The sequence below is a fragment of the Aequorivita xiaoshiensis genome, from assembly GCF_022008395.1.
GTDB classification, from domain to species: Bacteria; Bacteroidota; Bacteroidia; order Flavobacteriales; family Flavobacteriaceae; genus Aequorivita; species Aequorivita xiaoshiensis.
The window spans coordinates 100,276-124,488 of the sequence record NZ_JAIRBB010000004.1 but is presented as its reverse complement, the minus strand read 5'-3'; the positions used below and the strand labels follow the sequence as shown (position 1 = coordinate 124,488).

At 34.2% G+C, this 24,213-nt stretch carries 27 protein-coding genes; 11 read left to right on the top strand and 16 right to left on the bottom strand.

Features of this window, described 5'->3' with window-relative positions:
• Window positions 1-2: 2 nt before the first annotated feature.
• Window positions 3-224: a membrane or secreted protein gene (locus K8344_RS07165; RefSeq protein ID WP_139855853.1), complete on the bottom strand. Its 222-nt coding sequence runs from the start codon at window positions 222-224 to the stop codon at window positions 3-5.
• A gap of 88 nt (window positions 225-312) precedes the next feature.
• Between K8344_RS07165 and K8344_RS07160 the strand changes: the two genes are divergently transcribed.
• Window positions 313-939 (top strand): fasciclin domain-containing protein, encoded by a 627-nt coding sequence (locus K8344_RS07160; protein ID WP_237608057.1) that lies wholly within the window; start codon window positions 313-315, stop codon window positions 937-939.
• On the opposite strand, the gene murB is transcribed toward K8344_RS07160, so the two are convergent.
• Together murB and K8344_RS07150 are read right to left on the bottom strand one after the other, a co-directional pair.
• Window positions 936-1,949 (bottom strand): UDP-N-acetylmuramate dehydrogenase, encoded by a 1,014-nt coding sequence (murB, locus tag K8344_RS07155; protein ID WP_237608056.1) that lies wholly within the window; start codon window positions 1,947-1,949, stop codon window positions 936-938. The genes K8344_RS07160 and murB overlap by 4 nt on opposite strands.
• Entirely contained in the window at window positions 1,949-3,139 is a 1,191-nt protein-coding gene (locus tag K8344_RS07150; RefSeq protein ID WP_237608055.1) for a pyridoxal phosphate-dependent aminotransferase, read from the bottom strand. The genes murB and K8344_RS07150 overlap by 1 nt, the downstream gene beginning before the upstream one ends.
• A gap of 161 nt (window positions 3,140-3,300) precedes the next feature.
• On the opposite strand from K8344_RS07150, the gene K8344_RS07145 reads away from it, so the two are divergent.
• Entirely contained in the window at window positions 3,301-4,581 is a 1,281-nt protein-coding gene (locus K8344_RS07145; protein WP_237608054.1) for an aspartyl protease family protein, read from the top strand.
• Between the two features lie 61 nt (window positions 4,582-4,642).
• Here the strand turns inward: K8344_RS07145 and K8344_RS07140 are convergent, their stop codons facing one another.
• Window positions 4,643-5,038 carry a DUF1573 domain-containing protein gene (locus tag K8344_RS07140; RefSeq protein WP_165147106.1) on the bottom strand — a complete coding sequence of 132 codons (396 nt, stop codon included), beginning with the start codon at window positions 5,036-5,038 and terminating at the stop codon, window positions 4,643-4,645.
• Window positions 5,039-5,165: 127 nt separating this feature from the next.
• Here K8344_RS07140 and K8344_RS07135 point away from each other — a divergent pair, with 127 nt between their 5' ends.
• Window positions 5,166-7,796 carry a valine--tRNA ligase gene (locus K8344_RS07135; RefSeq protein WP_237608053.1) on the top strand — a complete coding sequence of 877 codons (2,631 nt, stop codon included), beginning with the start codon at window positions 5,166-5,168 and terminating at the stop codon, window positions 7,794-7,796.
• Between the two features lie 218 nt (window positions 7,797-8,014).
• Window positions 8,015-8,257: a hypothetical protein gene (locus tag K8344_RS07130; RefSeq protein ID WP_237608052.1), complete on the top strand. Its 243-nt coding sequence runs from the start codon at window positions 8,015-8,017 to the stop codon at window positions 8,255-8,257.
• A gap of 1 nt (window position 8,258) precedes the next feature.
• Here K8344_RS07130 and K8344_RS07125 read toward each other — a convergent pair whose 3' ends face one another.
• The 6 genes from K8344_RS07125 to rsfS all read right to left on the bottom strand — a co-directional run bounded on the left by K8344_RS07125 (window position 8,259) and on the right by rsfS (window position 13,078).
• Window positions 8,259-8,525: an acyl-CoA-binding protein gene (locus tag K8344_RS07125; protein WP_237608051.1), complete on the bottom strand. Its 267-nt coding sequence runs from the start codon at window positions 8,523-8,525 to the stop codon at window positions 8,259-8,261.
• Window positions 8,525-9,175 (bottom strand): phosphatidylserine decarboxylase family protein, encoded by a 651-nt coding sequence (locus K8344_RS07120; RefSeq protein ID WP_237608050.1) that lies wholly within the window; start codon window positions 9,173-9,175, stop codon window positions 8,525-8,527. Before K8344_RS07120 ends, K8344_RS07125 begins: the two co-directional genes overlap by 1 nt.
• Window positions 9,165-9,998, bottom strand: coding sequence for a phosphatidate cytidylyltransferase (locus K8344_RS07115; RefSeq protein ID WP_237608049.1), 834 nt, complete (start codon window positions 9,996-9,998; stop codon window positions 9,165-9,167). The genes K8344_RS07120 and K8344_RS07115 overlap by 11 nt, the downstream gene beginning before the upstream one ends.
• A gap of 1 nt (window position 9,999) precedes the next feature.
• Window positions 10,000-10,620: an LUD domain-containing protein gene (locus tag K8344_RS07110; RefSeq protein WP_237608048.1), complete on the bottom strand. Its 621-nt coding sequence runs from the start codon at window positions 10,618-10,620 to the stop codon at window positions 10,000-10,002.
• Between the two features lie 115 nt (window positions 10,621-10,735).
• A complete protein-coding gene (gene ftsH, locus K8344_RS07105) occupies window positions 10,736-12,691 on the bottom strand; it encodes an ATP-dependent zinc metalloprotease FtsH (protein ID WP_237608047.1) in 1,956 nt (651 codons plus the stop codon).
• Between the two features lie 15 nt (window positions 12,692-12,706).
• Window positions 12,707-13,078, bottom strand: a complete 372-nt coding sequence (gene rsfS / locus K8344_RS07100; RefSeq protein WP_237608046.1) for a ribosome silencing factor — start codon at window positions 13,076-13,078, stop codon at window positions 12,707-12,709.
• An 89-nt stretch (window positions 13,079-13,167) separates the two neighbouring features.
• On the opposite strand from rsfS, the gene K8344_RS07095 reads away from it, so the two are divergent.
• Window positions 13,168-13,899: a biotin--[acetyl-CoA-carboxylase] ligase gene (locus K8344_RS07095; RefSeq protein ID WP_237608045.1), complete on the top strand. Its 732-nt coding sequence runs from the start codon at window positions 13,168-13,170 to the stop codon at window positions 13,897-13,899.
• 64 nt (window positions 13,900-13,963) lie between these two features.
• Here K8344_RS07095 and K8344_RS07090 read toward each other — a convergent pair whose 3' ends face one another.
• Both K8344_RS07090 and pyrE read right to left on the bottom strand, forming a co-directional pair.
• Window positions 13,964-14,356, bottom strand: coding sequence for an SRPBCC family protein (locus tag K8344_RS07090; RefSeq protein ID WP_237608044.1), 393 nt, complete (start codon window positions 14,354-14,356; stop codon window positions 13,964-13,966).
• A gap of 45 nt (window positions 14,357-14,401) precedes the next feature.
• Window positions 14,402-15,043, bottom strand: a complete 642-nt coding sequence (gene pyrE / locus K8344_RS07085) for an orotate phosphoribosyltransferase (RefSeq protein WP_237608043.1) — start codon at window positions 15,041-15,043, stop codon at window positions 14,402-14,404.
• Window positions 15,044-15,050: 7 nt separating this feature from the next.
• On the opposite strand from pyrE, the gene K8344_RS07080 reads away from it, so the two are divergent.
• Window positions 15,051-15,680, top strand: coding sequence for an NUDIX hydrolase (locus tag K8344_RS07080; protein ID WP_237608042.1), 630 nt, complete (start codon window positions 15,051-15,053; stop codon window positions 15,678-15,680).
• Here the strand turns inward: K8344_RS07080 and K8344_RS07075 are convergent.
• Window positions 15,642-17,399 (bottom strand): M14 family metallopeptidase, encoded by a 1,758-nt coding sequence (locus K8344_RS07075; protein WP_237608041.1) that lies wholly within the window; start codon window positions 17,397-17,399, stop codon window positions 15,642-15,644. The genes K8344_RS07080 and K8344_RS07075 overlap by 39 nt on opposite strands.
• A 159-nt stretch (window positions 17,400-17,558) precedes the next feature.
• Here K8344_RS07075 and K8344_RS07070 point away from each other — a divergent pair, with 159 nt between their 5' ends.
• Window positions 17,559-18,464: a T9SS type A sorting domain-containing protein gene (locus K8344_RS07070; protein WP_237608040.1), complete on the top strand. Its 906-nt coding sequence runs from the start codon at window positions 17,559-17,561 to the stop codon at window positions 18,462-18,464.
• A 355-nt stretch (window positions 18,465-18,819) separates the two neighbouring features.
• Here the strand turns inward: K8344_RS07070 and rho are convergent, their stop codons facing one another.
• Entirely contained in the window at window positions 18,820-20,532 is a 1,713-nt protein-coding gene (gene rho / locus K8344_RS07065) for a transcription termination factor Rho (RefSeq protein ID WP_237608039.1), read from the bottom strand.
• A 202-nt stretch (window positions 20,533-20,734) separates the two neighbouring features.
• Between rho and K8344_RS07060 the strand changes: the two genes are divergently transcribed.
• The gene (locus K8344_RS07060; RefSeq protein ID WP_237608038.1) at window positions 20,735-21,145 is read left to right on the top strand and encodes a DUF4293 domain-containing protein; all 411 of its coding nucleotides are present in this window, start codon (window positions 20,735-20,737) and stop codon (window positions 21,143-21,145) included.
• Between the two features lie 120 nt (window positions 21,146-21,265).
• On the opposite strand, the gene K8344_RS07055 is transcribed toward K8344_RS07060, so the two are convergent.
• Window positions 21,266-21,760, bottom strand: a complete 495-nt coding sequence (locus K8344_RS07055; RefSeq protein WP_237608037.1) for a metallophosphoesterase family protein — start codon at window positions 21,758-21,760, stop codon at window positions 21,266-21,268.
• Between the two features lie 149 nt (window positions 21,761-21,909).
• Here K8344_RS07055 and truA point away from each other — a divergent pair, with 149 nt between their 5' ends.
• The 3 genes from truA to K8344_RS07040 all read left to right on the top strand — a co-directional run bounded on the left by truA (window position 21,910) and on the right by K8344_RS07040 (window position 23,939).
• The gene (gene truA, locus K8344_RS07050; RefSeq protein WP_237608036.1) at window positions 21,910-22,662 is read left to right on the top strand and encodes a tRNA pseudouridine(38-40) synthase TruA; all 753 of its coding nucleotides are present in this window, start codon (window positions 21,910-21,912) and stop codon (window positions 22,660-22,662) included.
• A 57-nt stretch (window positions 22,663-22,719) separates the two neighbouring features.
• Window positions 22,720-23,550, top strand: a complete 831-nt coding sequence (prmA, locus tag K8344_RS07045; RefSeq protein ID WP_237608035.1) for a 50S ribosomal protein L11 methyltransferase — start codon at window positions 22,720-22,722, stop codon at window positions 23,548-23,550.
• Window positions 23,551-23,663: 113 nt separating this feature from the next.
• The gene (locus K8344_RS07040; protein WP_139855877.1) at window positions 23,664-23,939 is read left to right on the top strand and encodes an ATP-dependent Clp protease adaptor ClpS; all 276 of its coding nucleotides are present in this window, start codon (window positions 23,664-23,666) and stop codon (window positions 23,937-23,939) included.
• On the opposite strand, the gene K8344_RS07035 is transcribed toward K8344_RS07040, so the two are convergent.
• Window positions 23,936-24,094, bottom strand: a complete 159-nt coding sequence (locus K8344_RS07035) for a hypothetical protein (RefSeq protein ID WP_179951778.1) — start codon at window positions 24,092-24,094, stop codon at window positions 23,936-23,938. The two genes, K8344_RS07040 and K8344_RS07035, sit on opposite strands and share 4 nt — an antisense overlap.
• Window positions 24,095-24,213 lie beyond the last annotated feature (119 nt).

Here is a 24,213-nt window from a genome sequence, read left to right as displayed (position 1 = left end):
GCTTATTTATTAGAAGCTTCCAATTTGTGTGTGTCCTCGGAGCAGTTTGCAAATTGATCTGGAGTTTTACCACAAAACCCACAAGACTCTCCTTCTTTATTCAAAAACGGATTCTGACTAGCACATGTTCCTGCAAATTTTCCGTCTTTTTTAGCCCAGATTTTTATTGCAATTCCTGCAACACCTAATAGTAATAATACTAATGTTATAAGTAATAGTTTCATGACAATATATTTGACTGCAAAAATACAACCTTTCTAATAGTTTCACTCAGATTTTAAGTATTTTTAAGTTTCATATAAACATTTCACAATGCAAAAATTACTCTTATTAATATTTGTTTTTCTATTCATTTTTCTTGCAACGTCTTGCAAAAATGAGGTCCAAGAAATTAATAGTTTGGAATCTGTTAATACGACGAACGAAGTTGTTCGGAAGCCTGAAGTAAATAGAGCTTCTAAGAAAGCCTTAACTCCAGAGGATATAGCGATATCAAAAAGTGTAATGTCTCAAATTATGAATGAAAGAGATTTAAAAAGATTTGCTAGTTTAATTGTTACCGCAGAAATGGCTACTCAACTTACTAAAGATGGTGGGACTTATACGGTATTTGGGCCTTCCAATACAGCTATAGATTCCTTGGCCAATAAAAACAATAAGTTTTATTCAAAACAAGAAAATCACCATAAGTTAAAAGACCATTTAAGGTCCCACATCGTAGAAGGGGAATATTCTAAAGCGTCTTTATCAGAAAGTATTAGTAAATCAGGTAAACTCAATTTAAAAACTATAGCAGGAACAAGTTTAATATTAACCAAAGTAGATGATAAGATTATTATCTCCGATACTAAAGGAATGAACATTAAAGTTTTAAAAGGAGGGGAAAAAGGCTCAAACGGTACAAGCTACGTTATTAATGGAGTGCTTACAGCCGATTAAAAGATATTTACTTCGGGTTCTATTGTAATACCAGATAAGTCTTTTACTTTTTTCTGAATGTCCATTGCAAGTTGCCAGATTTCTTTTCCTGTTGCTTCGCCATAATTAACCAATACTAACGCTTGCTTTTTGTGAACCCCAGCATCCCCAAAACGTTTTCCCTTGAAACCGGATTTTTCTATTAGCCAGCCTGCAGGTATTTTATATTCTTTAGGTGAAATTTCATAAAATGGTGCTTCAGGATATTTTTTTCGAAATTCTTCAAAAGTATCTTTGTCTACTATTGGGTTTTTGAAAAAAGAACCGCTATTACCTAATACTTTAGGGTCGGGAAGTTTTGATTGTCGAATAGCAATAACTGCATCAGAAACATCTTTAATACTAGGGTTCAGAATATTTTTTTCCGCTAATACTTTCTGAATATCTCCGTATGAAATGCTTAGTTTATGGTCCTTTTTTGTGAGCTTAAAAGTTACAGATGTAATAATATATTTTCCTTTAACCTCATTTTTGAAAATTGAATTTCTATAGCCGAATTTACACTCTTCATTTGAGAACTCTTTTTCATTTAAATTTTCAATATCAAGGACGGTACAACTTTCGAAAGTATCTTTCAATTCTACGCCATAAGCGCCAATATTTTGAATAGGTGCTGTACCTACATTTCCGGGAATTAATGACAAGTTCTCTAACCCGCCAAAATCGTTAGCTATGCAGTATTGAACGAATTCATGCCAGTTTTCACCGGCCATTACTTTTATTCTTACTTCACTTTGGGTTTGATCTAAAACCTCAATTCCTTTTAAGTTTAAATGTATAACAAACGAATTCAATTTGGCGGGAAGTAGCATATTGCTACCCCCACCAAGAATGAATATTTCGTCTGATATTTTTTGGGATAGTACTTCTTTTAACTCTTTTACTGTTTCAACCGAAACAAAGTAGCGAGCCGTACAATCGATACCAAAGGTGTTGTAATGTTTAAGCGATTTGTTCTCTTCAATTCGCATTAATCCTTGTATTTCTCTAAAGCAATTTTCAGAATTTCAACTGCTCTAATTAAGCTTTCTTTATTTAGCACATATGCGATACGCACTTGATTTAATCCTACGCCCTGAGTAGAGTAAAAACCAGCGGCAGGAGCAACCATGATGGTTTCACCATTATCGTCAAATTCTTCGAGCAACCATTGTGCAAAAGCATCACTGTTTTTTACAGGTAATTGCGCGATGCAATAAAAAGCACCTTTTGGTTCACCTACAGTCACCCCAGGAATAGCTTTTAAAGCATTAACAAGAGTATTACGTCTATCTTGATATTCCGTAATAACATTGTCAAAATAGCGCTGTGGAGTTTCTAAGGCAGCTTCACTAGCAATTTGAGCAAAGGTAGGAGGACTCAATCTAGCTTGAGCAAACTTTAATGCTGTAGTAATAACTTCTTTGTTTCTTGAAACCATACAGCCAATACGAGCACCGCACATGCTGTATCTTTTTGAAACCGAATCAATAATAATTCCGTTTTGTGCTAAGCTTTCTTCCTCTAGTATTGAATAGTGCTTAGATCCATCGTATGTAAATTCCCTATAAACTTCATCTGCGACTAAAAATAAATCGTGTTTTTTTACGATTTCTGCTAACGTTTGGATTTCTTCTTTAGAATAAAGATAACCTGTTGGATTTCCTGGGTTACAGATAAGAATAGCTTTAGTTTTTGGAGTTATAAGCTTCTCAAATTCTGAAATTGGAGGCAAAGCAAAGTTGTCCTCAATTTTTGAAATTACAGGAACAATTGAAATACCAGATGCCGTAGCAAAACCATTGTAATTTGCATAAAATGGTTCAGGAATAATTATTTCGTCTCCAACGTCTGCAATGCTACCCATAGCGAAAAGCAAAGCTTCACTACCTCCCGTAGTTACAATTATATCATTAGCTTCAGCTGGAATATTGTTTCTGTGATAGTATGCAGAAATCTTTTTGCGATACTCTTCCGATCCTTCAGAACGAGTGTAAGCAAGAATTTCTAGATTGTGTTCGGAAACTGCTTTCATTGCTATTTCCGGCGACTTAATGTCAGGTTGACCAATGTTTAAGTGGTAAACCGTTTTATTAGCTTTATAAGCTTTTTCGGCGAAAGGAACTAGTTTGCGGATTGGAGATTCCGGCATGTTTTTCCCTTTTGTTGATACTGATGGCATAATAAAAATTTTAGTAGCAAAGTTGCAAAATATATTTTATAAAACTAATCTGAGACGATTAACATTCGCCTTTTTTTTTATATCTTCAAGAGATATTCATTAATACCCTTATCAATTTGTATAAGCCATTGTTTATAATCTTGTTGCTATGCTTTTCTTCAATGATGGCGCAGGCGGGATTTATTTTGGAAAACAAGGCTAAAAAAGACCGAATTCCATTTAAAATAGTAAATAACCTAGCGGTAATCGAAATCGAAATTAATGGTACGCCATTGTCTTTCATTCTCGATACTGGGGTAAAGTCAACCATACTTTTTAGTTTAGAAGCTGCAGATAGTGTTCAGTTAAAAAATACATCGCCAGTTCAATTACAAGGTCTAGGAGCAGGGGGAATGGTTGAAGCATTAAAGAGCTTAAACAATAATATAAAAGTAGGGGAAGCTGTTGATAAAAGTCACGCGCTTTACGTGATATTCGATAGTTCTCTAAATTTCTCTCCCAGAATGGGAGTGCCAATTCACGGTATATTGGGAAATGAATTTTTTAAAAATTTCGTAGTAAAAATTAATTATGCATCCGAGGTAATAACCATCTACGATCCTCAAAAACATACTTTAAAAAAGTGCAAAAAGTGTGAAGATCTTGCCCTCAATTTTGTAAATGGCAAGCCATATATCAACCTACAAGTAGCCTCAGAAACTGTACAAGAAGAAGTAACCTTATTGATAGACTCTGGTTCTAGCGATGTTTTGTGGTTGTTTGATGAGTTGGGATTTATAAATGAAAATCCTAAAAACTATTTCAATGATTTTTTAGGGCTGGGCCTAAGTGGAAATATTTTTGGTAAGCGTGCGCGAGTACCAGAATTAATATTGGGTGATTACTTATTAAATGATGTAAATACCTCGTTTCCTGAAGAAGTTGCTGTTTTAAAAGCTCGTTTCTACGAAGATCGAGACGGAACTATAGGAGGTGGATTTTTAAGTAGATTTACGATAACTTTCGATTATGGAGGTAGCATTGTTCGTTTTAAGAAAAACCGAAACTTCAATAAACCTTTTCATTATAATATGAGTGGATTGACTTTAGAGCACGGAGGAATGGAGTTAGTGAAAGAGGAACGCCAAGCTGCTATAAACACAAATAGTGATAGTAGGAGTGAGGCCTTAACTAGAAATAGTATTTCTATAACCACAGAGTTTGATTTTACACTTGTACCAATTTATATGGTTGTAAATGTAAGAGAAGGTTCGCCTGCAGCCTTAGCCGGAATAGTCGAAAATGATGAGATAGTTAACGTTAACGGCAAGCCAGCGTATAGATATAAACTATACCAATTAATTTCTTTGTTTTCTAGTGAAGAAGACAAGCGAATTTCTTTGCAAATAAAAAGAGATGGTGAAATTCAAAAAGTAGCTTTTAAACTCAAAAGTTTGTTCTAAAAAAAATCCGGCTGAAGAAGTTGTCTTCAGCCGGATAATGTTTTTTTCAAGTCTATTTTATTTAACTTTTTTCAAGTACACTTGCCGCTTCTGGTTTTACAGTACCTTTTATTTTTAAGGCTACCATAGGCTCGCTTGCGTTAGAATATACAGTAATAGTTTTTCTAATAGGTCCAACACGATTAGTGTCGTACTTCACTTGAATACTGCTGCTTGCACCTGGAGCAATTGGTCCTTCAGGTTTTTTTGGTACAGTACAACCACAACTAGATTTTACATCACTAATAATAAGTGGGGCATCACCAGTGTTCGTGAATTCAAATACACGTAAACCGTCACTACCTTTTTCAATAGTTCCGTAATCTACAGTGTCTTCATTGAAAGTAATTTTTGCTTGTTGTGCTTGCGCGGTAAAACCGATAAAGGCAACAAGTGCCATTAGAGCTAATTTTTTCATGATTTTTGGTTTTTAATATTGGTAAAAGTATCGAACTTTTAAAGATTCTGCAAAATAACTTAATCCTTTTATTATCCTACAGATATATTTACTTTTGCAATTCATAGTACAAATACTAGACCAAAGTATGGCATTAGAAGCAAAATATAACGCGAAACAGATTGAAAATAAGTGGTATAACTACTGGATGGAGAATAATTACTTCCATTCTGAGGTAGATGAAAGAACGCCATATACTATTGTTATTCCACCTCCAAACGTTACTGGAGTTCTACATATGGGGCATATGCTTAATAATACCTTGCAAGATGTATTAATTCGTCGTGCAAGATTACAAGGTTTTAACGCATGTTGGGTGCCAGGAACAGACCACGCTTCCATTGCAACTGAAGCAAAGGTGGTGGCTAAACTTAAAGCAGAAGGAATAGATAAAGCAAACCTTTCGAGAGAAGAGTTTTTAGAGCACGCTTGGGAGTGGACTCACAAACACGGAGGTATTATCCTTGAACAACTTAAAAAACTTGGTGCATCTTGCGATTGGGAACGTACCAAATTCACGATGGATCCAGAAATGTCTGCTTCTGTTATAAAAGTATTTGTAGACTTGTATAGAAAAGGAAATATCTATCGCGGTTATCGAATGGTAAATTGGGATCCAGAAGCCAAAACTACACTTTCTGATGAAGAGGTTATTTATGAGGAAAAACAAGGGAATCTCTATTACTTAAACTATAAGGTTGAAGGCAGTGATGATACTTTAACTATTGCCACCACGCGTCCTGAAACAATTTTAGGAGATACCGCTATTTGTATTAACCCAAACGATGAACGCTTTGCCCACTTACGAGGTAAAAAAGCTATTGTTCCCGTTTGCAACCGTGTAATTCCTATTATTGAAGATGAATATGTAGATGTAGAGTTTGGTACTGGATGTTTAAAAGTAACACCTGCTCACGATGAAAACGATAAAGCCCTTGGCGATAAACACAATCTTGAGATTGTAGATATTCTTAATGACGATGGAACTCTAAATAGTTTTGGATTGCATTATGAAGGCAAAGATCGTTTTGTAGTTCGCAAAGAAATTGTAAAAGAGCTTGAAGAGATGGGAGTGGTTTCAAAAATTGAATCCCATATGCATAAAGTTGGTACAAGCGAACGCACCGGTGCAGTTATAGAACCAAAATTGAGTGATCAATGGTTTTTAAAAATGAAGGAGCTTGCTCAACCTGCTTTAGATGCAGTTCTTGAAAAAGATGTAAACCTAGTTCCTGAGAAGTTTATAAATACCTACCGTCATTGGATGGAAAACGTACGCGATTGGAATATCTCAAGACAATTGTGGTGGGGACAACAAATTCCAGCGTATTTCTACGGCGATGGAAAAGAAGACTTTGTAGTTGCTGAAAATATTGAGGAAGCTTTAAAACTTGCTCAAGACAAAACAAATAATAGCGCATTAAAGATTTCCGATTTAACTCAAGATCCAGATGCATTAGATACTTGGTTCTCTTCTTGGTTGTGGCCAATAAGTGTTTTTAACGGAATTTTAGAGCCGGACAATAAAGAAATCAACTATTATTATCCAACAAACGATTTAGTAACTGCTCCTGAAATTTTATTTTTCTGGGTGGCAAGAATGATTATTGCTGGTTACGAATATAGAAATGAAAAGCCTTTTACAAACGTATACCTAACTGGAATCGTTCGGGATAAACAGCGTAGAAAGATGAGTAAATCTTTAGGTAATTCCCCAGACCCTATAGCTTTAATGGAGACTTATGGTGCAGATGGCGTACGTGTGGGAATGCTCTTAAGTTCTCCTGCAGGAAATGACTTGATGTTTGATGAAGACTTGTGTAAACAGGGGAGTGGTTTCGTTAATAAAATATGGAATGCCTATAGATTAATCGACGGTTGGGAGGTTTGCCCAGAAAAGGAACAGTCGCAAAGTGATGCTATAGCATTAAACTGGTATAAGAGTAAATTTCAAAAAACACTTGCGGAGATTGAGGATCACTACGGGAAATATCGTATAAGTGATGCTTTAATGGCTACATATAAGTTGGTTTGGGATGATTTCTGTTCTTGGTTCTTAGAAATGGTAAAACCACCTTACGGTGAGAAAATTGCTAAGAAAACTTATGAGGAAGTAATTTCAGTACTAGAAGATAATTTAAAAATTCTACACCCATTTGTTCCTTTTATTTCAGAGGAAATTTGGCAACATATAACGAAGCGTGATACTTCTGAAGCTTTGATAGTTTCAGAATGGCCAAAAGCTCAGCCTTTTGACGAAAAGACTATTAAAGATTTCGATTTTGCTTCGGAGGTAATTTCAGGTATAAGAACAATTCGTAAAGAAAAGAATATTTCTTTTAAAGATACAATTGAGCTGTCAGTTTTAAATAACGATAACGCTTCAAAAGATTTTGACGCTGTAATTTCTAAACTAGGAAATATTTCCGAACTTAATTACATTACAGAAAAGCTTGACGGAGCACTAACTTTCCGTGCAAAGAGTAATGAGTACTTCATTCCGATAGCAGGCGCTATTAATGTTGAAGAAGAGATAGCAAAACTATCTGAGGAATTAAAATATACCGAGGGTTTCTTAAAAAGTGTTCAAGGGAAACTGAAGAATGAACGCTTTGTAAATGGCGCTCCTGAAAAGGTAGTTGCCTTAGAAAAGCAAAAAGAAGCTGATGCTCTTGCAAAGATTGAAACCTTGAAAGCCAGTCTAGCTGGTTTAAAATAAATTAGACACGAAACTTATAGGTTTAAATTCCTGAAAACCATAAATATGTAAATTACGCGACCCCATTTGGGGTCGTTTTTTTATAGAATTTATACCTTAAAATATGTGAGTCTTTTAGAATTAATGTTTTATAGCATTGTCATATTTAGTTTTAAATCGCGGTTAATTTCTTGAATTTGACCGGAATTAATTTGTATCTTGTTGTAAAATAAGTAATTATGGATCAGGCTAAGTATGAAGAAATGAAAGCAATGCTTCAAAAATTAGAGGACATTAAGAACAGTCAAGAAAGTATTCTCGATAAAATAAATCATGTTATTACCGATTTGTTTCAACACCCAGATAACGAATTAGAAAAGGCTATGGAGTTAGCACATCAAATGGCATCGGATAATGTAGATAAAATTCGCTCAGCAATTGAGACCTATGAAATAAAATTCAATAAAGCTCAGCAGTCATAGTTTACTTCCTATACAGAAAGTACTGCTTTACAGCTTTAATGTATAGCTCTTTAGCTTCATCAGGTGTTAAGCCACGAGTTTGGAATAGCGCATTTGTTTTAAAAGCCGAAATATGTGCCTTTCGTCCACTTGGTGGGTGGTCGTCATTTGTAGCGCGTTTGTAGTATGCGTATAATCGTAATAAAACATCGGCAGGAAATGGGTCTTTATGTTCATTAATGCTTTTTACTGCATTTGTAAAGGCGATATCTAACTCTTCGGATGTCATTATTTTTCAGCAATTATTGAAATTCCACCTTTTACTTTTTGGTTTAATTCTACTTTTATTTTGGCATCAAGCGGAAGAAAAATATCTACTCTTGAACCAAATTTAATAAAACCGCTATCTGTTGCTTGTTCTACTTCTTTTCCTTCTTCGGCGTAATTTACTATTCTTTTAGCTAATGCTCCTGCAATTTGTCGGAATAGAACTTCACCGATTACATCATTTTTTACAACAACAGTTGTACGTTCATTTTCTTCAGAAGCTTTAGGGTGCCAAGCAACCAAATATTTTCCTGGATGATATTTGCTATATGTAACTGTTCCTCCCACAGGATAGCGCGTTACGTGAACATTTATTGGGCTCATAAATACCGAAACCTGTATACGTTTGTCCTTAAAGTATTCTTTTTCGAATACTTCTTCAATAACCACAACTTTTCCATCTACTGAGGATAAAACTTGGTTAGCGTTTAGAGCGAAGTTTCTCTTAGGATTTCTGAAGAATTGCAGGATGAGAAGCAATAAAATAATTAATGAAATAATTACTCCTCCACGAATAGTTGGATGTTCAATAAAAACATTGGCCAATAAGCTTAGTCCGATAACAATTACCAGAGCTATAATTATAATTTTAAAACCTTCTTTATGAAACATTGTCAACTATTAATAAAAACGCATATACAAATGGGCTGGCATAAATTATACTGTCTAATCTATCATATAATCCGCCGTGACCTGGCATTATAATTCCACTATCTTTAACCCCGGCTTGCCTTTTAAATTTCGATTGAATTAAATCGCCAATCGTTCCAAATATAGCTACAATTAATGCCATTACAATCCACATCCATAGCGGATATTCTAAGGCGTATAATTGGCTATAATGTTCTAGGACTTTAAATATAATATATCCTGCTAACAAGGCTCCAGCCATACCTCCTATAAAACCTTCAATAGTTTTCTTAGGTGAGATACGCTCTAAGAGTTTGTGTTTGCCGAAATTCTTTCCAATTAGATAGGCAAAGGTATCATTGCTCCAAACTAATATAAAAACAGCCACTATAAGTTCTGGCATAAACCTACCGTCGATATTCATTACGGGAATTAGTGTTAAAAATACAAAACCACTAATAATATAAAATACCACTGTAATGTATTTTTTCTTTTCAAACATCGGGATTTTGCTTGTCCATAGTACGTCTTTAAGAAGAAATAAATTTACAAAACCACTTAGAATGAGTAAAAGGTAAATAGCGTTATCGTCGAAGACGTTATAGCTCAAAAAATAAAAACCAGCTGCTAGTAAAAAATAAGCTAGGTAGCTAGTTAAGTGCACAAGTTTTAAGTATTCGCTTAAGGTAATCACTGCAAGTATGAAAAATAACCCCATAAACCATTCGCGCGAGGTAAACATTGCTATGATAATAATCGAAATGTATAATACGCCCGAAAGGGTCCTTACGAGTGTTTCTTTCATATTATAAGTCTTCCAATAGCAGCAAATATAGGTTTTTTGTGCTACTTCCATAACTCATAAAATCCTTTTCTTTTTCTTTTTCAGTGTCAAAGTCCTGAATCGTGGTAATGTTGCTAGGGATGTGTTTTAAGCTTTGGTTTTTAATAATTCGCAAACCTTCACTTATGGTTTCAACAATCTGACTTGTAGTTGCAAAAACTACGATACTAAAAGGAAACTCACTTAATTTTTTTTCTTTTATTTGGTTAGACGAAAGTAGAATAGAACCGTTTTTAGCTACAAGCGATTCACAAGTAGTAAGAAAAAATGTTGAATTAGTATTTTTTACAAAGTTGAGGTTGAAGCCATCAAATTTTTCAGAAAGCATTTCATTAAAGCAGAAAACATCTTGCTCGTACCAATCATTTTCTAAAAGAATATTATCAAAAGCCTCTTTTATTTCCTCCCAGTTTTCACAATATAAAAATTTACCTCCGTTGCTTTTGAAATTAAAAGTAAATTTCTCGTCTACAGGAAGTTTTTGCTCAGGATAATAGGTGCTGTGCTCAGGCAACTCAGACGATTTAGTCTTAGCTTCTGTTTTTTTATATATTGGATTTAAAAGCCTTTTTAATAGACTCATTAATCAAGTAATTGAGGAGTTTATAAATGCGTTTACTTCAAAGATATAAAATACATTTTGAAGTATAGCAACTAGTTCGGTAATTATTCATAACAACGCTAAAGTGACAACATAATTATGTTGTCACTCTTGGAGCTTCTTCTGGTTTTTGAAATGGACGTTCTCCAAATATTTTCTCAAGGTTGTCCTTAAAAATAACTTCTTTTTCTAAGAGCACATTTGCTAGTTCTGTAAGTTTATCCTTGTTTTCTTCAAGGATTCTAACCGCACGATCATACTGTTCTTCAATAAGTTTCGAAATTTCCTGATCAATAAGTTCAGCAGTTTTTTCGCTGTATGGCTTAGAGAAGTTGTATTCAGATTGACCACTGCTATCGTAATAGGTTAGGTTTCCAACCTTATCGTTAAGACCGTAAATTGTAACCATAGCTCGAGCCTGTTTAGTAACCTTTTCAAGGTCGCTTAATGCTCCTGTAGAAATTCGGTTAAATATAACTTTCTCTGCAGCACGACCACCTAAGGCAGCACACATTTCATCCAACATTTGTTCTGGATGAATAATTAGTCTTTCTTCTGGTAAATACCAAGCAGCTCCTAACGACTGTCCGCGTGGTACAATTGTTACTTTAACTAATGGGGCAGCGTGCTCTAGCATCCAACTTACAGTGGCGTGACCAGCTTCGTGGAATGCAATGGCGCGTTTCTCGTCCATAGTCATTATTTTGTTCTTCTTTTCAAGACCACCAACTATTCTATCTACCGCATCAAGGAAATCTTGTTTTCCTACAGATTGCTTACCTTTTCTAGCAGCAATTAAAGCAGCTTCATTACAAACGTTTGCTATATCGGCTCCGGAGAATCCCGGTGTTTGTTTTGATAAGAAATCGGTATCTAAGTCTTCTCCCTTTTTTAAAGGACGTAAATGCACTTCGAAAATCTCTTTTCTTTCGCGAACGTCTGGAAGATCAACATAAATTTGTCTGTCAAATCGACCGGCTCTCATTAAAGCTTTATCAAGGACATCAGCTCTATTTGTTGCAGCAAGTACAATAACATTAGAACCTGTTCCGAAACCATCCATTTCAGTTAATAGCTGGTTTAATGTGTTTTCACGCTCGTCGTTTCCACCTGAAAAATTATTTTTTCCACGTGCGCGACCAATTGCGTCAATCTCATCAATAAATATAATTGCTGGAGATTTTTCTTTAGCTTGTTTAAATAAATCACGTACCCGTGAAGCACCTACACCCACAAACATTTCAACGAAATCTGAACCTGAAAGTGAGAAGAAAGGAACTTTTGCTTCACCTGCAACGGCTCTAGCTAAAAGAGTTTTCCCTGTACCTGGAGGTCCTACTAGTAATGCCCCTTTAGGGATTTTACCTCCTAGAGACGTGTATTTATCTGGGTTTTTTAGGAAATCTACAATTTCTTGAACTTCTTCCTTTGCACCTTCTAATCCTGCGACATCTTTAAAAGAAGTTTTGATATCGGTTTTTTCGTCAAATAGTTTAGCCTTAGACTTTCCTATGTTGAACAATTGTCCACCAGGACCACCACCGCCAGCTCCAGAAGACATTCTACGCATAATGAAGATCCAAATTGCAATAATAATTACAAATGGAAGTATTCCCATCAAGATATCCCCCCACACATTAGTGTCGGTATTGAAGTTTAAACTTGTGGTTAAATCGTTTTCAGCTTTTATTTGTTGAAAATCTTTTTGAAATAACTGTAAGTCTCCAAATTCAAACTGGTAAGTTGCATCATTTGTGCCTGGCTCTAAAAAAGAGGGTGTATTTCCTTTAGGAGCGTGTATTTCTTTTGCTTTGGCTTCTTCAGTAAGATATACCTTAGCAATTTTCTTGTTGATTACTTCTACGCGTTCAACATCACCAGCCTTTAAAAATTCTTCAAATTGCGCTTGATTGGTTTTAGCAGGCTGAGACCAGCTACCACCACCAAAAATTTGTAAACCAAAAAATAATAGAATTATAGCACCGTAAATCCAATAATAATTTGGTCTAGGTTTTTTGGATTCGTTTTTCTTGTTTTTATTGTCTTGAGCCATAAGGCAGTTTTCTTTTTAATGAGTTGATTCTATTTTAACCGATTTTGCATCGCCCCAAAGCCCTTCAATATCATAAAATTCACGGATATGCTTTTGGAAAACGTGTACAACTACGTGAACATAGTCCATAAGTATCCACTCGGCGTTGTCGCTACCTTCAACGTGCCAAGGCTTTTCCTTTAATTCTTTGCTTACTGATTTTTGAACTGAGTTTACAATGGCATTAACTTGGGTGTTAGAGGTACCATTACAAATTATAAAATAGTCACATACTGTGTTTTCTATCTCTCTTAGGTCTAAGATTTCTATATCCTGTCCCTTAACATCTTCAATCCCTCGTATTATTTGAGCAATAAGTTGATCTGTTCCTGCTTGTTTTTTTTGCATTAAATATCTTTCTTTTCTATTTCGCAAAGTTATTACTTTTTTGTTTCTTGAACCGCTTAAATTAAGTAATACTAAACTAAATTATTGTTTTGAAGATAATCAAACTTAATGCCACCCATTCAACCAACTCGTATATGAAGGAATTGCTGCGTGAAAACCTGCTTTCAGATTTTACGGTTGTACTAGCTGAACAACAAACTTCCGGTCGTGGACAAATGGGAGCTTCTTGGTTTTCAAAACCAGGACAAAGCCTTACGTTTAGTGTGTTTAAGGATTTTAAAGGGCTGGCGGCAGAATATCATTTTGTTATTTCCATGGCAGTTTCAACAGCTATTTATGATGCTTTAAAGGACCTAAATATCCCTAATCTTTCCGTAAAATGGCCTAACGACATAATGTCAGCCAAAAAGAAAATTGGCGGTATTTTAATTGAAAATGTACTTAAAGGTAGTAATGTACAGCATTCGGTTATAGGAATTGGGTTAAATGTTAATATAATATCCTTTGTGGATTTGCCTCAAGCGAGTTCTATGAAGCTCGAGTCTGAAAGGGAATTTATTTTAGATGAAGTTTTACATAAAGTTTTAAATTCGTTGACCAAAAGTTTGGAAAATCTTTCAGTTGCAGATTTTGCAGAAAAGAAAAAGCTATTTGAAGATCGATTATTTAGGAAAAATGCTATATCGGTATTTGAAGATCAAAAAGGGTTTCGTTTTAATGGAATTATAAAAGGAGTTAGCAACTTGGGAGAGCTTATAGTAGAAACTGAAAATGAAAAAATTAAAAAATATCAATTAAAGGAAGTTAAGCTAATCTTCTGAAAATAAAAACGGACCTAAATTTCAGATTTAGCTCCGTTTTCAATATATATTACAATAAAAAAGTCTACAGCTTTTCTAAGTTTGAGGCTAACGTTTCAATAAATTTTGAAATAGGACTTTTTATCATCATAGCCATCATACTGTTAAATTCTCCTTCAAAAAGTAATTCAGCAGTAGAGGATGTATCGGATACCCTATCAATATCGCTTTTTAAAGTAAACGGAAGTTTGTCGCTAATTGCTCCTAAAACCACTTTATTCGGGCTGTCTACTTCTTTAATTTCTAAAGCTATTTCTGGCATTCCCTTTAACGCAAATACGAAAGCATTGTCTCTTATTACTTCAAATTTACTAATGGTGTCTGGCATCAAGCCTTCATAGTTTTTTACATCTGCCAAAAATTCGCACAACTCTGAAGCTGATTTTTGAACCGTTACTTTTTTACTGTTTAATTTCATTATTAAAATTATTAAGTCTGTTATTTTTTGTTTTTATACTGCCAACTACTGCCCCCAAGATTCAGGATTGGTTCTCCATTTGTCAAGTAACTTTGCTTCATCAGTGCTTATATATTTCGACTTTTCAGCTTCTTGAAGTAACATCTCATAATTGCTAAGAGTGTTTAACTCTACATTGGCATTCTTAAAGTTTTCCTCTGCAATATTAAAGCCATAACTGAAAATAGCGAACATTCCCTTTACATTAGCATTTGCTTCTTTTAGAGCTTCTACAGCCATAAGACTACTTTTTCCCGTGCTAATTAAATCTTCAACTACAATAACATTGGTATTGGGGTCAAGGTGACCTTCAATTTTATTTTTTCTTCCATGACCTTTAGCTTCAGGTCTTACGTAACAAAAAGGAACGTTAAGGTAGTCTGCTACTAAAGCGCCAATACCAATTGCTCCAGTGGCTACACCAGCTATCATTTCTGGCTTTCCGTAGGTTTCTTCAATTTGTTTAGCGAGGTTTTCACGAATGTAATTTCGAATTGTTGGATACGAGAGTGTTATCCTGTTATCACAATAAATGGGGGATTTCCATCCCGAAGCCCAGGTAAAAGGGTTTTGTGGTTGTAATTTTATTGCATTAATTTGCAATAATAATGCTGCGGTTTTTTGTGCCGTTTCCTTATTTAATATCATACTACAAATGTATAAAGTTTTTGTAAAAGAAATTCCCATTATTCTTTCTACTGAAAAAAATATTGGCGAACACTATACAACCATACCTTTAAAGCAAGCGCGTTTTAAAAAATTGGTTAAAAAGATTAACAACGGCGAACTTCTCTATGTTAATCTTTATCACAAGAATGCCGAAAAATTAGAACGTTTTCTTCGAAAAAAAATAAAAGTTGTAGAAGCAGCTGGGGGATTAGTTTATAATAGTAAAAAAGAAATTCTTTTTATTAAACGGAATGGGAAATGGGATCTGCCTAAAGGAAAAATTGAAAAGGGAGAAAGTTATAGGGAAGCTGCAATTCGTGAGGTAGAAGAAGAAACAGGGGTAGAAGATCTTGAGATTCGTAACTTTATAATGAAAACTTATCACGTTTTTACTAGAAATAATAAATACCGACTTAAAATTACCCACTGGTATGAAATGTATACCGATTACGACGGCCCTTTAACTCCTCAGCCTGAAGAGGGTATTAAAAAAGCAAAATGGAAGAATTTTGAAAAATCTCAGGATGCCTTAAAAAATTCTTATGAAAACATTAAACTCCTCTTTCCCAAGGAATATTTAACTACCCACCCTAATGATAGGATAACGAAGATGTGATTTTTCGTAATAAGGGGATTGTTTGTGAATCCAATCTAATTGCAAATACCAATTTTGTGCAAATTCAGGTTGGTTTTGTTTTTTCGTCTCAAACTTTTCTTTGATTTTCGGATTCTTATTTAAAAACGCCTCGGCCAAATCCTCCCATACATAAGGAGAAAATCCTTCTTTTTGTTGTAAAATAGCGTCAAAGAAATTCCAATTGAAAAATGAATCTTGTGCTGAAGGCTCTAAAACTTCAATTATATATCTTAACCCCGGTTGCTGGGTTTTAACTAAAATGTCTCCTTTATTTACTGTAACGTTTTCTGTAGTCTTATCCACCTTGGTGTTATAATGTAAATAATGACCTTCGTATGGACTTTCTACTGTTTGGTATTCGGCAATTCTATAGATTTCGGAAGTGATAATTGTGTCATATTCAATTTTTGAATAGGTTATGTTGTTTAATTTTAAAAGTTCGATAATATTCCAGTACCCCTTCGGAATTATATATGCCGAAGGAATTTTGATAGAATCGTTTGCTTTAAAGTTATTGTAGTAGGTAACAGTTTTATCGAAAGGCTTATTTCTATTGTACTTTAATCGTTTTTGTCCTGTAATTTTGCTTGGTATAAAATCACTTTCATAGCCTTTGAAGTTCAGTGAAGTTGTTTTGGTTGAATCAACCTTCCAAGAAATAGGGTAGTAGCTTCCAATTTTGTACTTTTTAATAGCATCTTGTCTTAATAATTTAATTTTTGTGGCATTTGAATCTGCAATGGCTATAAAACTTTTCATTAATTCATAAGTTCCTTCAACTCTATCTTTATAGGGTTTTAGCATATGAGTTTCTACCATCATTCCCATAGTGTTGAATAACGCGCTATAACCTGTTGAATATCTAGGAGAGTCCATAAATTGTGAAAATCCGATTTCTGGTTTATTGTTGAATACATTAACATAAGGTGTGATGTCCCATTGTTTTTGCTTTAAAGATTTCTCAAATTCAGGAATAAATGAAGTTTCAAGATAGCTACCTAATTCACCACCTAGTTTGTTGTGTTGCGTAAATAGGTGGGTGAGTGTGTATTGGTAATCTGCGCCATTGCTAACGTGATTGTCGATAAATAGATCTGGATTGAGCCAGTGAAAAATTTCAGCAAATGATTTTGCGTTTTTAGTATCACATTTTATAAAATCTCTATTTAGGTCGTAGTTTCTAGCATTCCCACGAAACCCATATTCCTTAGGGCCGTTTTGATTTGTTCGGCTTGTGCTATTTCTATTTAGTGCCCCTCCTATATTATAAATAGGTATTGTAGCTATAATAGTGTTTTTCGGACTAGGAATACTGTTTTTGGATAATTCTCCAAAAAGCCGCATAGTGGCGTCTATACCATCAGGCTCTCCAGCATGTATTCCATTATTTATTAATAAAAGGTTTTTATCATTTTTTGCAAAGGAGCTGTGGTTTAGATTGTTTTGGATAATCTCTGAATTATATATTACTACATGTAAAGGTTGTCCGCTATCGGTTTCTCCCATTTCAAAAATATGTACTCTCTTATCTCTGACAGCTAAATTTTTATAAAACGCAATGCTTTCGTTGTATGTTGAAGTTTTATTTAAATCTGGGTAATCAATAATTGTCTTAAGTTGGTTCTGTTGCGTTTGTCCGTTTAGATTTAAAGAATAACCAAAAAGTATAACACTAAATGCTAAGAGGTAATTTTTCATCTGCTAATAATTATGAGGAAATTTGTTAAATTCGGTGTTCAACCTATGATTGCTTTAAATTTAACAAGGTAAAAATAGAAAAATTAGCACAAAATTATTTGTAAATCTTATTTGGTTGGTTATATTTGCTACTATTAATTAAACTTAAAACTTTTTATTATGAAAAAAATTACTCTTTTAGCTTCGGCTCTTTTAATGACCGCAGCGACTTTTGGTCAAAACCTTATTATTGAACGTATTCAGGATAATAATACAGGATTAATTTCTACAAAAGGTGATGACGGTACTGGTGTTTACTGTGCTGATTACTTTTCTGTTACTAGCGATGTTGCTCTTGGAGAACTTACGCTTTATGGTCTTAATAACGCATCAGCTACACCAATTGAACCTTTTGTAACTGGATTCAATGTTTACCTATATGAAATCTCTGGGGCGGTACCTGCTGGAAATCCAGAAGTGGCTGGATCGGGTATTTTAGAGTTAGGTGATATCGATCCTTCATTATATACAATTACTGAGGATGGACAAAACACAGATTTTACTGTTAATATTACTGATGCTAATGGTGGTAATCAAGTTGTACTAGAAGCAGGTAATATTTACTGGTTATCAGTGTTTCCAAGTGTAGAAGGTGGACCGGATGGTGATGGACGTTGGAACTGGTTTGGTTCTTTATCTTCTTTTCCTAATGAAGAGCCTGTGTTAATTGACCCATCTGATATTTTTGGTGCTGGTGCGACTGATTGGACTAACATCGCTGGATTAATTGGTGAGCCTTTCCCAAGTTTTGCTTGGAACTTAACTGATGAGCCAATTGCATCTATCGGTGACAACCTTGCTGAAATGATCGCTGTTTACCCTAACCCTACTACTGATGTTCTTAACTTGAACATTCCTTCAAACATCGAAGTTACTAACGTAGCTATGTATGATGTATTAGGTAAAAACGTAGGTGCTGTATACAGCAACGGAACTATCAATACTTCTTCTTTTGCACAAGGTGTTTACACTTTAAAAGTTGAAACTACTTCAGGTACTCTTACTCAAAAAGTAGTAAAGCAATAAGAATTATAAAATTCTAAATATTAAAATCCCGGCCTTATGGTCGGGATTTTTTTGTTTATAGATTAGCGTTTCTAAAGTTGTATTTAATGGGATTGGCTAGCTATGTTAATCTTGAGTAAATTGTGCCTAAAACCGCTTCTATTTAAGCTTATAAGGGTTGAATGGTAATTGGTAGAGTTGATGTTAAAAGAATGTAACGTTAATGCTTATTGATTTGCTGGGGATATAATTATAGGTATAGTGTTGATTATAAATATAAATCGTGGGGGCTAAGGTTATTATTGACTTCCGAACAAAAAAAATCGCCATTGAAATTTTTTTCAATGGCGATTTTAAATTTATATTGAAAAGAGTTCTATCCGTTCATAGAAATTAGGAACTCTTCATTGTTCTTGGTTTGCTTAATTCGATCGTTAATAAACTCCATAGCTTCTATAGGATTCATATCGGCTAGGTATTTTCTAAGAACCCACATACGCTGTATGGTATTTTCATCAAGCAGAATATCATCTCTACGAGTACTTGAAGAGGTAAGATCTATAGCAGGGAAAATTCTTCTATTTGAAATCTTTCTATCCAATTGAAGCTCCATGTTACCTGTACCTTTAAATTCTTCAAAAATAACCTCGTCCATTTTAGAGCCGGTTTCGGTTAAGGCTGTTGCTATAATACTTAATGAACCACCGTTTTCAATATTACGGGCAGCACCAAAGAAACGTTTTGGTTTATGTAGTGCATTTGCATCAACACCTCCACTTAATATTTTACCACTTGCAGGTTGAACTGTGTTATAGGCACGAGCTAAACGAGTTATAGAATCTAATAAAATCACAACATCGTGACCACATTCTACTAATCTTTTAGCTTTATCTATTACAAGGTTTGCTACACGAACGTGTTCTGTTGCTTCTTTGTCAAAAGTAGAAGCTACAACCTCACCTCGAACGTTACGTTGCATGTCGGTAACTTCTTCAGGACGTTCATCAATTAATAAAATAATTTGATAAACTTCTGGGTGATTAGCCGCAATTGCATTTGCAATATCTTTTAGCAACATTGTTTTCCCAGTCTTTGGTTGAGAAACAATCATACCACGTTGTCCTTTTCCAATAGGAGCAAAAAGATCAATTATTCTTGTAGAAATTGTACTTTGCTTTTCAGCTAGTTTAAATTTTTCCTGTGGAAAAAGTGGCGTTAAATGTTCAAATGATACGCGATCGCGAACTACATTTGGGTTTAATCCATTAATTTTATTTACTTTAATTAAAGGGAAATACTTTTCACCTTCTTTTGGAGGACGTACTTCACCTAAAACTGTATCTCCGGTTTTTAAGCCAAAAAGTCTAATTTGTGATTGTGAAACATAAATATCATCAGGAGAAGATAAGTAATTATAGTCGCTAGAACGTAAAAATCCGTATCCGTCTTGCATTATATCTAGAACTCCTTCGCTTTCTATTATCCCTGCAAACTCGTAATCTGGCTCACGGTAACGATTACGTGAATCTTTATTCCCGTTGTTGCGATTATCGTGTGTATTGCCATCTTTTTGTTTGTGGCTTTGATGTTTTTGTCTGTTGTCTGTGTTGTTTTTATCAGAACGTTGATTTTTATCTCTGTCGTCTGATTTATTTGCACGATTTGAAGGAGAAGATTTCTGATGTTGTGGTTTTCTATCGCTATCTTTATTATCAGATTTAGAAGGTTTCTTCACATCATCCTTTTTATCGTCGTCACTCTTCTTATCGTGATGTTTCTTTTGCGATTGTGGCTTATTAGTTTGAGGTTTATTACCTCTGCTTTCATCCTTTTTAGGATTTGCCTGCTTTTCTTTGTTGCCACTATTTTTTGAAGACTCAGTTTTTTTCTCTTCCTTTTTAGGAGATGAAGAAAAATCATCTGACCCAAGTACAGCTTTAACAGCCTTAGGGTTAGCAGCTTGATAATCGAGTATTTGATAAACTAAATCTAATTTTTTTTGTGTGCGGAATTTTGGCACTTTAAGTTCTTTGGCTATTTCCTGTAATTCAGGAAGCTTTTTACTTTTTAATTCTGAAATTTCAAACATGTAATGAATGCTGTAGTTAAAATTTATACTATTTAATTCCTTTTGAGAAGGTAGGTACGTTGAAAATGTTTTTTGAAGACTAAGTAACCTTTATTGAGGTGGTTACGAATAGATAATGCAATAATACAATAATATTTTAAAAACTAGTGTTATTTTTTTTAAAAAGATAATGTATTTTTGCTGCTTAATTGGGTTAATAGTAATGATACAACGTATACAAACTGTTTTTTTAATCGTTTCAGCCCTGGTAATGGGCGGGTTATATTTATGGTTTCCTGAAGTAGTAGGAACGGATGGGCAAATTATTATGGAACGCAGTGAGCCTGTGATTTTTGGACTTATATTTTTGTCTATAGCATTGGCGATTATTTCGATTATATCATTTAAAAAACGGCAACAGCAATTTGTGTTAAACCGTTTAAATATAGTATCAAATTTTGTATTACTAGGAGTTTTCGTTTATCGATTACTAACTTTATCCGGAGAAACTATTGTTTCAGAGAAGGGTATTGGGGTTCTTTTTCCTATCATTTCTATCGTATTTTTAGTGCTGGCCAATAAGGCCATTAAAAAGGACGAGGACCTCGTAAAATCTGTTGATCGTTTACGGTAAACCAATCTTGGTATATTAGTGCAAAACCCCCTCAGGATGCCACCTTAGGGGGTTTTTTGCTTTTTAGGACAAAGTCAATACAAAGTAAAAACTGCTTAATAGCCGTGCAATAAGTAATTTCTAACGCTTTTCGAATTCAATAACTTCCAAATTCTCAATTTTCTCGCCATCTATTTCAAACCTTAACATCGTTCTTACCTTGTGAAATCCGTGTTTACCCACTGCACCTGGATTCATATGGAGCAGACCTGTAGTTTTATCAGGCATAACTTTTAATATATGAGAATGTCCGCAAATAAATATTTTTGGAGGATTGGCATATAACTCTTGTCTAACCGATGGATTGTATTTACCTGGATATCCCCCAATATGAGTAATCCAAACATCAACATTTTCGCACATAAAGCGATTGTGTAAGGGAAATTCTCTGCGCGCTTCATGATCATCTATATTGCCATAAACAGCACGAAGTGGCTTAAATGCTTTTATAGCATCGGTAACAGCTAGATCTCCTATATCGCCAGCATGCCATACTTCATCGGCTTGTTTCACGTATTTCAAGATTTTTTCATCAATATAACTATGTGTGTCGCTAAGAAGGAGAATTTTTTTCAAAGTGTGGGATTTGCTTGATTGTAATAGTTTTCAAATTTATATAAAATCAAGCTCTAAGCCTTGATAGCATTGAAATTAATATTTTCAATTTTGAAAGTAAGAAGCTCCGTAGTATGTTGTAATTTTGCAAATTGTAAAAACAATTAAGTTTGCGATATTTTATTGAGATAGCATATAATGGGAAAAATTATTTTGGGTGGCAGCGCCAACCAAAGCAGATGAGTGTTCAGCAAGTTATTGAAGAGTCGCTATCTACTTTACTTCGTGAGGATATAAAAATTACGGGAGCGGGTAGGACAGATGCTGGTGTTCACGCAAAACAACTATTTGCTCATTTTGATTTTGAAGCTATAAATGATACGAAAGCTTTAGTTTTTAGAATAAATTCCTTTCTTCCTAAGGATATCTCTGTGGTAAATATTTTTCAAGTAAAAGACAACGCACACGCCCGTTTTGATGCTGTTGCAAGAGAATATGAGTACGTGATATCATTGAGGAAAGATCCTTTTTCTCAGGATTTTGCTTATCAATTAAATAAAATTCCTGATGTAGATTTAATGAATAAAACTTCTGAATTATTATTTAATCATATAGATTTTCAATGTTTTTCGCGGTCTAAAACTGATGTGAAAACATATAATTGCGTTGTCAGTAAAGCAAGGTGGGAATTGATTGATAATAAATTAACCTTCACAATTTCCGCAGATCGATTTCTACGCAATATGGTTCGAGCTATAGTAGGAACTTTATTGGATGTTGGATTTGGGAAAACGAGTGCAAAAGATTTTCAAGCAATTTTAAATAGTAAAAATAGATCTAAGGCAGGGGCTTCGGCACCAGCTCACGGATTGTATCTTACAAAAGTGAAGTATCCAGAAGAAATATTTCTTCCGATAGAATAAAATAAAATTAATTTTGACCGTCAATTAGTATTGATTAATTGACAAATAAACTTACCAATGATATACATAGAATATATTTTTAAAGTGTCTCCTTTACAGCCAGGAGCTGAGATTCTAACTGCCGAATTAGGTTATGCAGGTTTTGAAAGTTTCGTTGAAACGGAAGAAGGTGTTACAGCGTATATTCAGAAAGATGAGTGGAATGAAGATGTTTTGAGTGATATAAATATTTTAGATTCTGATGAATTTAAAGTAGAATATACCTTTTCAGAAATAGCTCAGGTAAATTGGAATGCAGAGTGGGAAAAGAACTTCGATCCTATTGAAGTTGATGGAAAATGTACGGTACGTGCACCTTTTCATCCTGCAAAATCGTTTGAATACGAAATTATTATCGAGCCTAAAATGTCATTTGGGACGGGGCATCACGAAACTACTTATATGATGCTTCAGTTTATATTAGAAAATAATTTTAAAAATAAAACTGTTCTCGACATGGGATGTGGTACTGCTGTTTTGGCAATTTTAGCCGAAATGCGTGGTGCTACACAACTTGATGCTTTCGATATTGATGAATGGTGTTATGAAAATTCTATGGAAAATGTAGAACGAAATAATTGTGCTAATATTTCGGTATATCAAGGCGATGCAGATTTATTGAAAGACCAAAAATATGATATTATAATTGCTAACATTAATAGAAACATTTTATTAAATGATATGGCTAGTTATGTCAAGTGTTTAAACGCTAAAGGCGAACTATATTTAAGTGGCTTTTACATAGAGGATTTACCAATTATTACAGAAACTTGCAATAATTTGGGGCTGACCTACGTTGAGAATAAAGAGAAAAATAGATGGGTTGCTGCGAAATTTTTAATTTCGTAATTAGCTTATTATTAATTAGTTTAGTAGTTGAAACATCTGTTGTAAGGTTAAACAGAGTTTTTTGACAAAGGTTTTACTAATGAATAACTATTAACGTTAAATTATTTCACGATTTGAGTACAAGAGAAAAAATACAAGAAGATGTAGATGTTGCTGAGATGGAGAGCAACCAAAATGAAATAGTACTTTACAATGATGATGTAAATACATTCGACCATGTAATAAATTGTTTAATATTTGCTTGCGAGCATACACCTGAGCAAGCAGAACAATGCTCCATAATTGTTCATTATAAAGGTAAGTGTACAGTGAAAACTGGAGAATATGAGGAATTAAAACCTCGTTGTACAATGTTGTTGGAAGCTGGCTTGAGTGCTGAAATTATTTAAAACCACTCAAAGTAAATTCCTGAAATAATTACTCCAATAATTAATAAAAATAGCACTATCAAAATAAAACCTGCGCCATAGCGGGTTTTTTTATTGTCTTGTAATATATAATCTCTTTCTTTTTTGTCGTCTGAATCTTTTACAATTTTCGTCATAAGGTTTATGTTAGAGTATTAAATTACGGATAATGAATTACATAAATTAAAAAGAAATCATAAAAGTTACATATTGCGGCTAATTGATTGGGGGCTTTGTTAATGACAGAAGGAATTTA

What these genes read in the sequence shown, in the direction of transcription:
- K8344_RS07165 (WP_139855853.1), bottom strand. Translation starts at nt 224, where the DNA reads ATGAAACTATTACTTATAACATTAGTATTATTACTATTAGGTGTTGCA.
- K8344_RS07160 (WP_237608057.1), top strand. Translation starts at nt 313, where the DNA reads ATGCAAAAATTACTCTTATTAATATTTGTTTTTCTATTCATTTTTCTT.
- murB (WP_237608056.1), bottom strand. Translation starts at nt 1,949, where the DNA reads ATGCGAATTGAAGAGAACAAATCGCTTAAACATTACAACACCTTTGGT.
- K8344_RS07150 (WP_237608055.1), bottom strand. Translation starts at nt 3,139, where the DNA reads ATGCCATCAGTATCAACAAAAGGGAAAAACATGCCGGAATCTCCAATC.
- K8344_RS07145 (WP_237608054.1), top strand. Translation starts at nt 3,301, where the DNA reads ATGATGGCGCAGGCGGGATTTATTTTGGAAAACAAGGCTAAAAAAGAC.
- K8344_RS07140 (WP_165147106.1), bottom strand. Translation starts at nt 5,038, where the DNA reads ATGAAAAAATTAGCTCTAATGGCACTTGTTGCCTTTATCGGTTTTACC.
- K8344_RS07135 (WP_237608053.1), top strand. Translation starts at nt 5,166, where the DNA reads ATGGCATTAGAAGCAAAATATAACGCGAAACAGATTGAAAATAAGTGG.
- K8344_RS07130 (WP_237608052.1), top strand. Translation starts at nt 8,015, where the DNA reads ATGGATCAGGCTAAGTATGAAGAAATGAAAGCAATGCTTCAAAAATTA.
- K8344_RS07125 (WP_237608051.1), bottom strand. Translation starts at nt 8,525, where the DNA reads ATGACATCCGAAGAGTTAGATATCGCCTTTACAAATGCAGTAAAAAGC.
- K8344_RS07120 (WP_237608050.1), bottom strand. Translation starts at nt 9,175, where the DNA reads ATGTTTCATAAAGAAGGTTTTAAAATTATAATTATAGCTCTGGTAATT.
- K8344_RS07115 (WP_237608049.1), bottom strand. Translation starts at nt 9,998, where the DNA reads ATGAAAGAAACACTCGTAAGGACCCTTTCGGGCGTATTATACATTTCG.
- K8344_RS07110 (WP_237608048.1), bottom strand. Translation starts at nt 10,620, where the DNA reads ATGAGTCTATTAAAAAGGCTTTTAAATCCAATATATAAAAAAACAGAA.
- ftsH (WP_237608047.1), bottom strand. Translation starts at nt 12,691, where the DNA reads ATGGCTCAAGACAATAAAAACAAGAAAAACGAATCCAAAAAACCTAGA.
- rsfS (WP_237608046.1), bottom strand. Translation starts at nt 13,078, where the DNA reads ATGCAAAAAAAACAAGCAGGAACAGATCAACTTATTGCTCAAATAATA.
- K8344_RS07090 (WP_237608044.1), bottom strand. Translation starts at nt 14,356, where the DNA reads ATGAAATTAAACAGTAAAAAAGTAACGGTTCAAAAATCAGCTTCAGAG.
- pyrE (WP_237608043.1), bottom strand. Translation starts at nt 15,043, where the DNA reads ATGATATTAAATAAGGAAACGGCACAAAAAACCGCAGCATTATTATTG.
- K8344_RS07080 (WP_237608042.1), top strand. Translation starts at nt 15,051, where the DNA reads ATGTATAAAGTTTTTGTAAAAGAAATTCCCATTATTCTTTCTACTGAA.
- K8344_RS07075 (WP_237608041.1), bottom strand. Translation starts at nt 17,399, where the DNA reads ATGAAAAATTACCTCTTAGCATTTAGTGTTATACTTTTTGGTTATTCT.
- K8344_RS07070 (WP_237608040.1), top strand. Translation starts at nt 17,559, where the DNA reads ATGAAAAAAATTACTCTTTTAGCTTCGGCTCTTTTAATGACCGCAGCG.
- rho (WP_237608039.1), bottom strand. Translation starts at nt 20,532, where the DNA reads ATGTTTGAAATTTCAGAATTAAAAAGTAAAAAGCTTCCTGAATTACAG.
- K8344_RS07060 (WP_237608038.1), top strand. Translation starts at nt 20,735, where the DNA reads ATGATACAACGTATACAAACTGTTTTTTTAATCGTTTCAGCCCTGGTA.
- prmA (WP_237608035.1), top strand. Translation starts at nt 22,720, where the DNA reads ATGATATACATAGAATATATTTTTAAAGTGTCTCCTTTACAGCCAGGA.
- K8344_RS07035 (WP_179951778.1), bottom strand. Translation starts at nt 24,094, where the DNA reads ATGACGAAAATTGTAAAAGATTCAGACGACAAAAAAGAAAGAGATTAT.